We start from the raw sequence: 9,035 nt of genomic DNA on the forward strand, positions 1-9,035 counted from the left end.
ACTCTTTAATACCAAAGCCACCATGTTCACGGCCATGACCTGAATTTTTTACGCCGCCAAATGGTAGTGCTGGATTGGCAAGACCATAGCCATTAATATATACCATACCTGTATCAAACTCTTCATTAGCTAAGCGGATAGCTTTGTCTTCATCTTTAGAGAAGATTGCACCGCCCAAACCATAACGGCTATCGTTAGCGATACGCAGCGCATCGTCTTGATCTTTAGCTCGAATTAGCGATGCTACTGGTCCAAATAACTCATCATCGTAAGCTGGTTGACCCTTTTTGACGTTTTGGTCCAAATAACTCATCATCGTAAGCTGGTTGACCCTTTTTGACGTTTTCTAAAATAGTCGCAGGATAGAAAGCTGGTTGACCCTTTTTGACGTTTTCTAAAATAGTCGCAGGATAGAAACTACCTTTGCCTTCTGGTAACGTGCCACCAACAGAAATTGTAGCGCCCTTGTTTACGCTTTCTTCTACTTGCTCATGCAACTTTTCTTGCAAATCTTTACGCGCTAATGGACCAAGATCAGAGCTATCATCCATTGGATCGCCAGCTTTTTTGCTTGCAAATTCTTTTACGATGCGATCACGGAACTCATCATATAAGCTATCGACGACGATAAAACGCTTTGCAGCGACACAGGTTTCACCATTATTAATGAGACGTGCTTGTGTACAAGTTTGTACTGCAAGCTCTAAGTCAGCATCTTCTAAAACGATAAAGGCGTCGTTCGAACCCAGTTCTAGTACCGCTTTTTTGATTGCTTTTGCCGCTTGCTGACCAACGATGCTCCCTGCACCATCACTACCAGTAAGCGTAACGCCGCGCACCTTATCATGTCCGATTAATACTTCTGACTGATCATGATCGATTAGAATTGTACGGAACAAATCATTTGGTAAATCAGATTCATGGAATATTTTTTCGATCAATAAGCCAGAACCTGTTACATTCGCTGCATGCTTAAGTAAGATACTATTACCAGCCATCAAATTGGCAATGGTATAACGAAATACTTGGTAAGCTGGGAAGTTCCAAGGCTGCATACCATAGATAACACCGATTGGCTGATAAGTAACGATACCTTTTTTCATGCCTTCGACATCTCGCTCATCATCTGCAAGCGCAGTAACGCCTTTCTCTGCCGTGTAATCACAAATCGCTTTACATAGATCGACTTCACTCAAGCTTTGGTTATATAGCTTACCGCGCTCTTCAGTCATAAGCTTTGACAGCTCTTCTTTATATTTCATTAAGGTCTCACCGATAGAGTTGATGACCTTTGCGCGTTCTTCATGACTGGTTTTGCGCCATTCAAGAAAAGCTTGATGTGAGGCTTCAACAATCTTGTTGACCTCATCGTTGCTCATATAGCTATATTCTTTAATGTCTTCGCCTGTTGCCGGGTTTATAGTAGTAATATCTGCCATGATTATTGACCTTATCTATTTGTCTAGTTGATTGTTAAGTAGCTTAGATAACACTAATTATAAAACACACTTTTCTTAGCTTTATCATCTAGGCCTAATTAGTTATTTTTTTGAAAAGATTCGTTCTGAATACCTTTTTGCTTAATGTTTAACTGCTTTAAGTTAAAATTATCATAACAAAACTTTTGGCTTACAGTTTTACAAGATATAAAGAAATGTGTTCGATATGTTAAGAGTATGACTGTCTTATTAAGATATACTTAACTAATACTAAGCTTAAACAAACAAAAAACCAGCCCAAAGGCTGGTTCTATATTATTTCTTTTTAATAAGTATGTGAATAAAAGATACTTTATTCATCAGTTCTTTAGAACAGATGATTAATGGTAGGTACCTCTTGCTCTTGGTTTTCTTCATCAGCAACCACTTGCCGTGCAACATGCATAATCAGTTGTCTTAACCAACGATGTGCTGGATGATGCTGTAATAACGGTGACCACGCCATGGTTAGCTCAAACTCGGGAATAAAAAATGGTGGCTCTTTCATCATGATGCTGTCGTTATTGGCCTGCATGCGTGCAACTCGCGTTGGCAATGTAGCAATCAAATCTTTATTTGCCGCAAGCATCGCTGGCATCTGATAATGGCGTGTAAAGACACTAATCTGTCTTTTTTGTCCCAACCGCTGCAACGCTTGGTCAATAGAGCCCAGTCCACCAGATTTTTCTGGATTGACTCCGAATCCCACGCCCATACCAGTTTTAGACACCCATACATGTTGCGCTTTTAGATAGTTTTTGAGATTAAAACGATTGGCATAAGGGCTTTCTGATGCTAGCAAACAGCTAAAAGTGTCACGCCAAACCAACACTTGGTGAAAGCTTTGTGGTATTTCATTAAAACGGTTAATAGCCAAATCGACTCGGCCCTGTTCCATATCACGATAAGACACATCTGATGGTGTTAAAAAGTCCAAAATGACATTGGGTGCTTCAGAGCGTAAGGCTTTGACCAGCTTTGGTACCAACGTTGCCTCAGCATAGTCTGAGGTCATGATACGAAAGACGCGTGATGTGCTATACGGACGAAACTCTGTACGTGGTTCGAGCACTTGAGTCAAATCGGCAAGTATTTCACGAATACGTGGTTGTAGCTCTAAAGCTCTCTCTGTCGGGGTCATGCCTTCAGATGAACGTACTAACAATGGATCATTAAACAATTTACGCAATCGTCGCAAAATATTACTCATTGCAGGCTGCGTAATGCCCAACTGCTCAGCAGCACGTGTGACGTTTTTTTCTCTTAATAATACATCTAAATGCACCAATAAATTCAAATCAACCCGCTGCAGATTCATACGTTTTTCTCTTTTACTTAGAATAAATGCTACTTAATAATTAGCCATTTCGTGTGTGATTATTATGCTTGCTAATGCTTACCTAAAAAATCTCAATATGAGTATTAAAATTCTTATCTAAAAATCATTAAACTTTGATTATTATAGCGTGATTTGTACAATACAAACCATTGTTTTTATTATTCTATATATAAATAAAATACCAAAGATAACAATCATAAATTAGGTAAATCTAGGTATCCCCGCTATAGTGAGTTACATGAGTGATTTGCAACGTAGACGATAACTTTCACACAAATCGTGATTATCCTTATATAACTGGTTAATGCCTCTGCCTATTTAACTCAGTTACAGTATAACGATTTAGTAGTGATAGCACATAATACTCTGCTCATCTGTCACCTGTTACGCCTTCGGTTATTGTAACATCTCTTATCTTACTAATAGGTCATGATTCGCCTATTTGCTTTAGTACATAAAGATAAGAGCATTGTGAATTGTATAAATATCTGACTAACGACTGATTTTTCAAATACAGTTGAGCAAAGCGCTTGTATTTGTTGTTAGGTTTGTTTAGGGTAATAGAGGTAAGGTTTATAGCAGATTGTTATTCGTTGTTTATGGATAAAACTTCAACGTATTCTTAGTAGTACTAGCAACCATTAGATTTGAATGCCGTTAATGTAATCGTAGTTCGTGTAACTTCCACGCAAATATCGTTATTATCATTTTACCATTTGATTTTTTGTTCGTTAAACTTTTAATACCCCAACAAGGAGACTGTAGATGTCAACTAATTATAAATCAGCGATCGATTTAGTACGTGAATTAAAGCAAAAGCACGGTAACTGGCAGAATATCAGCGAAACTGATGCTGCACGTATGATGTTACAGAACCGCTTTAAGACTGGTTTAGATATTGCAAAATACACAGCAAAAATCATGCGTCAAGACATGGAAGATTATGACAATGACACTTCTCAGTACACACAGTCTCTAGGTGCTTGGCATGGTTTTATTGCTCAGCAAACCATGTACGCTAAGAAAAAATACTTTGGTACAACGTCTAAAACTTATATCTATCTATCAGGTTGGATGGTAGCCGCCCTTCGCTCTGAGTTTGGTCCTCTACCTGACCAATCTATGCACGAAAAAACCTCTGTGCCAAAGCTAATCGAAGAAATCTATACTTTTTTACGTCAAGCAGATGCCAAAGTACTAAATGATTACTTCCGTGAGCTAAATGCTGCTGAAGAAGCAGGCCAAGACACCAAAGCTATTCTAGAAAAAATCGAAAACTTTGATTCACATGTTGTACCAATCATCGCTGATATCGATGCAGGCTTTGGTAACGAAGAAGCCACTTATCTGTTAACCAAGCAGATGATCGAAGCCGGTGCTTGTGCTATCCAAGTTGAAAACCAAGTATCTGACGCTAAGCAGTGTGGTCACCAAGCAGGTAAAGTAACCGTACCGCACGAAGATTATATCGCTAAAATCAACGCGATTCGTTATGCATTCTTAGAGCTTGGTGTAGAAGACGGTGTCATCGTGGCTCGTACTGACTCTGAAGGTGCGTCACTCACACAAAAAATTCCAGTATCAAATGAGCCAGGCGATCTTGCTTCTAAATATATTGACTTCCTAGAAATGGAAGAAGTGAGCATTGAAGACGCTAACGAAAACGATAGCCTACTTAAGCATGACGGCAAATTGGTACGTCCAGTCCGTATGCCAAACGGCTTGTACAGCTTCCGCGAAGATACCAATATCGACCGTGTCGTACTTGACTGTGTGACTGCGCTTGAAAACGGTGCGGATTTGCTTTGGATTGAAACACCAACGCCAGACGTTGAGCACATTAAAATGATGGTTGATCGTATCAAAGAGCAGCAGCCTAAAGCTAAGCTTGTTTATAACAACAGCCCATCGTTCAACTGGACGCTAAACTTCCGTAAACAAGTGATCGCTCAGTGGGAAGAAGAAGGCAAAGACGTCTCTAAATACAATAAAGACGACTTGATGAGCAGCGACTATGATGGTACTGAACTTGATGCAGCAGCTGACGTTGCCGCTCAGAACTTCCAACGTGATGCATCACGTGAAGCAGGTGTCTTCCATCACTTGATCACCCTACCGACTTATCACACCACGGCTCTAAGTGTGCACGAGCTTGCCAAGGGTTACTTTGGTGAAGAAGGTATGCTTGCATATGCTGCTGGCGTACAACGTAAAGAAATTCGCGAAGGTATCTCTTGTGTCAAGCACCAAGCAATGGCAGGCTCTGACTTAGGCGATGACCACAAAGAAATCTTCTCAGGTGACAACGCCCTAAAAGCTGGCGGCGAAAAGAACACTATGAACCAGTTCTAATGCCCAAAAGCTCATAAGTATATATTAAAAAAAAGCCGCCCTATATGATGTAGGGCGGCTTTTTTGTTGCAGTTAAAACCATCATAGAATGTAGACTAATAACTATTAGTTAAAACCATCATAGAATGATAGACTAATAACTATTAGTCAAATGATTAGGAGCCATTATGCAAGAAATAGAGCTGAAATTTCTAGTTCCAGAGTCGCGGCTTAAGGGTTTAATGCGTCAAGCGCAGGTTAAGTCCTCACAGACCATACAGCTAGCCGCCCATTATTACGATACGTCTGATCAAAAGCTTGCACAGGCTGGTATTGGCCTACGTATTCGTCAAGAAGGCGACACTTGGGTTCAGACCATCAAAGCTGGTGGTGATGGAATCGCTGCACGCCTAGAACACAATACTATATTAGATAATGAACAAGTAAAGGCAATGCTAGATAACGACACGCTAATGCCTGATTTGACAATTTACAAAGACACCTCAATTGCCCCTGCTCTTGCTGACTTTAAGCTCAAAAAACTGGCGAAAAAACTCACACGGCTATATTTGACCGATGTAGAGCGCACCACACGCTTGCTAATAGAAGACAATAGCGATGAAGACAGCAGTAAGATTGAGATAGCATATGATCGTGGCGAGGTTATCCATGGTAATGATGATACTCAGCGAAACTCTATTCAAGAGATTGAGTTTGAGCTGGTAGCAGGAGACGTAGATTTTTTATTTACGACAGCCAAAACCTGGTGCAAACGTTATAAGCTCTGCTTATCTACCGTAACCAAAGCTGAGCGCGGAGGTCTACTCATAAAAGGACAAAGTTATAGTCCAGCAGTTAGCGCTGATCTTAGCCAGCTAACCATTGATAAAAATAGCGATGGACCAGCCTTTATACGTACCGCTGTACATAACTGTCTATTACATATACTGCCTAATAGTAGTGCTATCGTAGCTGGTAGCGATGACAATGAACATATCTTGCAGCTGACTATCGGACTCACTCGCTTGCAAGCCGCCTTACAAGCCTTTGACAGCTTCTCTGATGAGATTAACCCTGACTGGCTTCCAATATTAAAACAAACCGCGACCTTACTTGCTGACTATCAAAAGCTTGCCTATCTCACCACTCACATTGAGCCCAAACTACAAAGTCACGGTGCACCTAGCGTTGATTGGACAGCAGATATTGAAACCCTCAAGATTCAACCAATTGACGTTGTAAGCGCCAATGACTTTCAGCTCACCTTACTAGAGCTGATTGCTTTTACCATGAGTAATCCAAGCCTCGAACCAAGAGCAGACAAGCCTGCTGTCGACAAATCAGCGAAGATTCTATCGAAGCAGTATACAAAATTTATTGAAACTGAGCGAAGGTTACAGGATAAAAATGCAGCCAATGACAATGAGCCTTATAGTGAAAGCTCAAAAAGCGTTAATCTAAAAAGCAGAAATCATAATCAGATCCAAGACGACTTATATTGTCAGTTGGTAGAATTACGTTATACCAGTGAATTTGCCTCACTCTTATTAAGTAAGAAAAAAGCTAAAAAGAAAGCCAAAATTTGGTTGAAACGTTTGGTCAAAGCACAACAGGCATTGGCACAATATCGCACTCATACACAGTACCAACAGTATTATGAGCGACGATCAGCGACTGATATCAATGCGTTATATGGTACAGGCTGGTTTGCTGCCACGCTAAAAAAAGACCTTAAACACGCCAGAAAACGCTTGGCTAAAGTTCAAGACAGTCCCACCTTTTGGTGAACATGCTTACAACGATATAACAGAAGTATAGAATAAAAAAAGACAGTACTATTGATAAGTGCTGTCTTTTTGAGATTTGAATTAATAAATACAACATTATTTGTTGTTTACACGTTTTGTCTACACACTTACTCATTAACTCGCGATAATAGTGACAGTATCACTCTCTTCAACTTGTGCAAATAGCTCAACAATGTCCTCATTACGCATACGCACGCAACCATGTGACAGCGGCACGCCCATCGGCTCCGTATCTGGCGTACCATGAATATAAATATAACGCTGATAAGTATCGCAGCCGCCTTGACTATTACTGCCCTTGTTCACACCTTCTTCTAGACCGCTCAACCATAAGATACGGCTCAATATCCAGTCGCGCTTAGGGTGCAGCTGACCAAACTTGGCATCATATACTTCTCCTGTAAGCACACGTCCGACAAACACAGCATTTATAGCCGCATCGTTACCTATTTTTTTTGCAATGACATGTCTACCAAGCGGTGTACAACCACTATCTTGCTGGCTGCCAATGCCGTTTTTTGCCGTTGACACTAAATATTGGACAACGACTTTGTCCTGCTGATATAGAGTTAAAGTCTGCTGTGCAACGTTGATAATCAGCTGTTTTTCGAGACTAACGTGGTTGTTCATAAAAGCATCCGATTGTGATTCATCAAACGACTCATGGCGTTATGATTAAAAATGATTAAAAATTTCTATTATTAAGGGATTGTATCAAGGCATTTGGCACCGTAATATAGAGGCACACTTTTTGATGCTAGCAGATTATGACGACTATTTCACCGACACGCGTGTCGATGTATGACTTTTTATATCAAGATACCCAGCCCATGATATCATTATTAGCTGATGTGGCTCAGCTATCATTACCGCAGACGCGCCTTGCCGTTGGTTCTGGTTTACAAGCGATTGTATGTGCTTTACTCGCTTACCAGCAGCATTATCAAGGACAATCTGTCAGCAAAAAACTATTTAATCGTAGTGCCGTAAAAGAGCTACGTCAATATAACTCTATGAACTTTGCTACTATCGAGGCAACCTTATATTATCGTCATGATGCTGCTGATACCGTATTTAAAGACAGCGCTGATATAGTTAAAGCTAGCGAATATATTGCCAATCAAATCGACGCTACTACTGTGCAGGTACAAGCCTTACTCAGCTGTTTGTGCGTTATCGTTTTGCGCGAACTTGCTATATTAGCGGACTACAGTCAGCTTGATAATGATGAGATAGACAAGTGGTTTGCTTTACAACCTCAGTTTTTGTCAACGGATCGGTTTGCCACTAAGACGACACCTTCAGACACTATCTCTACAAACGTAGAACCTACTACAAGCATAGTACCCGATATAGAAACTAAAGAGGCAGTACCAGAAAATATAGAGCCAAAACGCTTAAATAATGAGCAGTTATCCAGTACGCCACCAGCCTTCGATCCCTTTTGGTATGAGCTGACTGCATTTAAACCTGACAATAATGAACCTATACAAGATATGCAGCTTGCAACTGGTAATTACTTAAAGGCCATTGGCCGTTCATCTGAAAACATCCAACAAGGCGGACATAATGATTTACTCATGTTTGCAGAGATGCCTGCTATCACATTGCCACACCAGCGCTGGCTACTACAGTTGGCCAAAATTTCAGAGATTTACTTACAGCGTAATCGCCTACGTATTACCTCTGAACCTGCAAATCCACCAAAACCTCCACTGGTCAGCCTTGGGCTTATCAACGGTAATAGCGACAATACTCCGGCAACCATCAGCGAAAAACCGATTGAGTATGACGCACCGACTCCCATTTGGAAAAACCCTGTTATCCTAGTTATTATTTTTGTAATTGGAGGCCTTAGTGCCCTTGCCACCTTAAAATATCAGACGCAAAAGTCCACTGGTGTCGTCTCTGCAACAGAAGAAGTAGTGGCTCAAGACCTTGTTAAAGAACGTCAGCAACAAGATATCGCCATTGTCAAAGTAGATAATGAAGATTCTGCCAGCTCAGACACCGTAAAAACTGAATAGACAAAGACAGTCATCAAAAAAACCACAAAAAAACAGAGACTCTACGGGTATA

Annotated in this window: 7 protein-coding genes; 3 read left to right on the forward strand and 4 right to left on the reverse strand. The window is 40.6% G+C overall.

Annotation, left to right across the window (positions count from 1 at the left end):
* From PENNN9_RS13405 to PENNN9_RS08100, 3 genes are all read right to left on the reverse strand, one after another.
* Positions 1 to 316, reverse strand: a 316-nt coding sequence (locus PENNN9_RS13405; RefSeq protein WP_264752930.1) for an aldehyde dehydrogenase family protein, incomplete at its 3' end; no start/stop codon positions are given.
* Positions 264 to 1,439 carry an aldehyde dehydrogenase family protein gene (locus PENNN9_RS08095; protein WP_264752931.1) on the reverse strand — a complete coding sequence of 392 codons (1,176 nt, stop codon included), beginning with the start codon at positions 1,437 to 1,439 and terminating at the stop codon, positions 264 to 266. The genes PENNN9_RS08095 and PENNN9_RS13405, both read right to left, overlap by 53 nt.
* Before the next feature lie 367 nt (positions 1,440 to 1,806).
* Complete coding sequence (locus tag PENNN9_RS08100) at positions 1,807 to 2,796, reverse strand: LysR family transcriptional regulator (protein ID WP_058369193.1); 990 nt, start codon at positions 2,794 to 2,796, stop codon at positions 1,807 to 1,809.
* A gap of 786 nt (positions 2,797 to 3,582) precedes the next feature.
* Here PENNN9_RS08100 and PENNN9_RS08105 point away from each other — a divergent pair.
* Together PENNN9_RS08105 and PENNN9_RS08110 are read left to right on the forward strand one after the other, a co-directional pair.
* Entirely contained in the window at positions 3,583 to 5,169 is a 1,587-nt protein-coding gene (locus tag PENNN9_RS08105; protein ID WP_058369194.1) for an isocitrate lyase, read from the forward strand.
* Positions 5,170 to 5,336: 167 nt separating this feature from the next.
* Positions 5,337 to 6,935, forward strand: a complete 1,599-nt coding sequence (locus tag PENNN9_RS08110; protein ID WP_058369195.1) for a CYTH and CHAD domain-containing protein — start codon at positions 5,337 to 5,339, stop codon at positions 6,933 to 6,935.
* Positions 6,936 to 7,070: 135 nt separating this feature from the next.
* Here PENNN9_RS08110 and PENNN9_RS08115 read toward each other — a convergent pair whose 3' ends face one another.
* Positions 7,071 to 7,586, reverse strand: a complete 516-nt coding sequence (locus tag PENNN9_RS08115) for a L,D-transpeptidase (protein ID WP_058369196.1) — start codon at positions 7,584 to 7,586, stop codon at positions 7,071 to 7,073.
* Between the two features lie 137 nt (positions 7,587 to 7,723).
* Between PENNN9_RS08115 and PENNN9_RS08120 the strand changes: the two genes are divergently transcribed.
* A complete protein-coding gene (locus tag PENNN9_RS08120; protein ID WP_058369197.1) occupies positions 7,724 to 8,983 on the forward strand; it encodes a hypothetical protein in 1,260 nt (419 codons plus the stop codon).
* Positions 8,984 to 9,035 lie beyond the last annotated feature (52 nt).

The sequence above is a fragment of the Psychrobacter sp. ENNN9_III genome (genome assembly GCF_001462175.1).
Taxonomy (GTDB): Bacteria; Pseudomonadota; Gammaproteobacteria; order Pseudomonadales; family Moraxellaceae; genus Psychrobacter.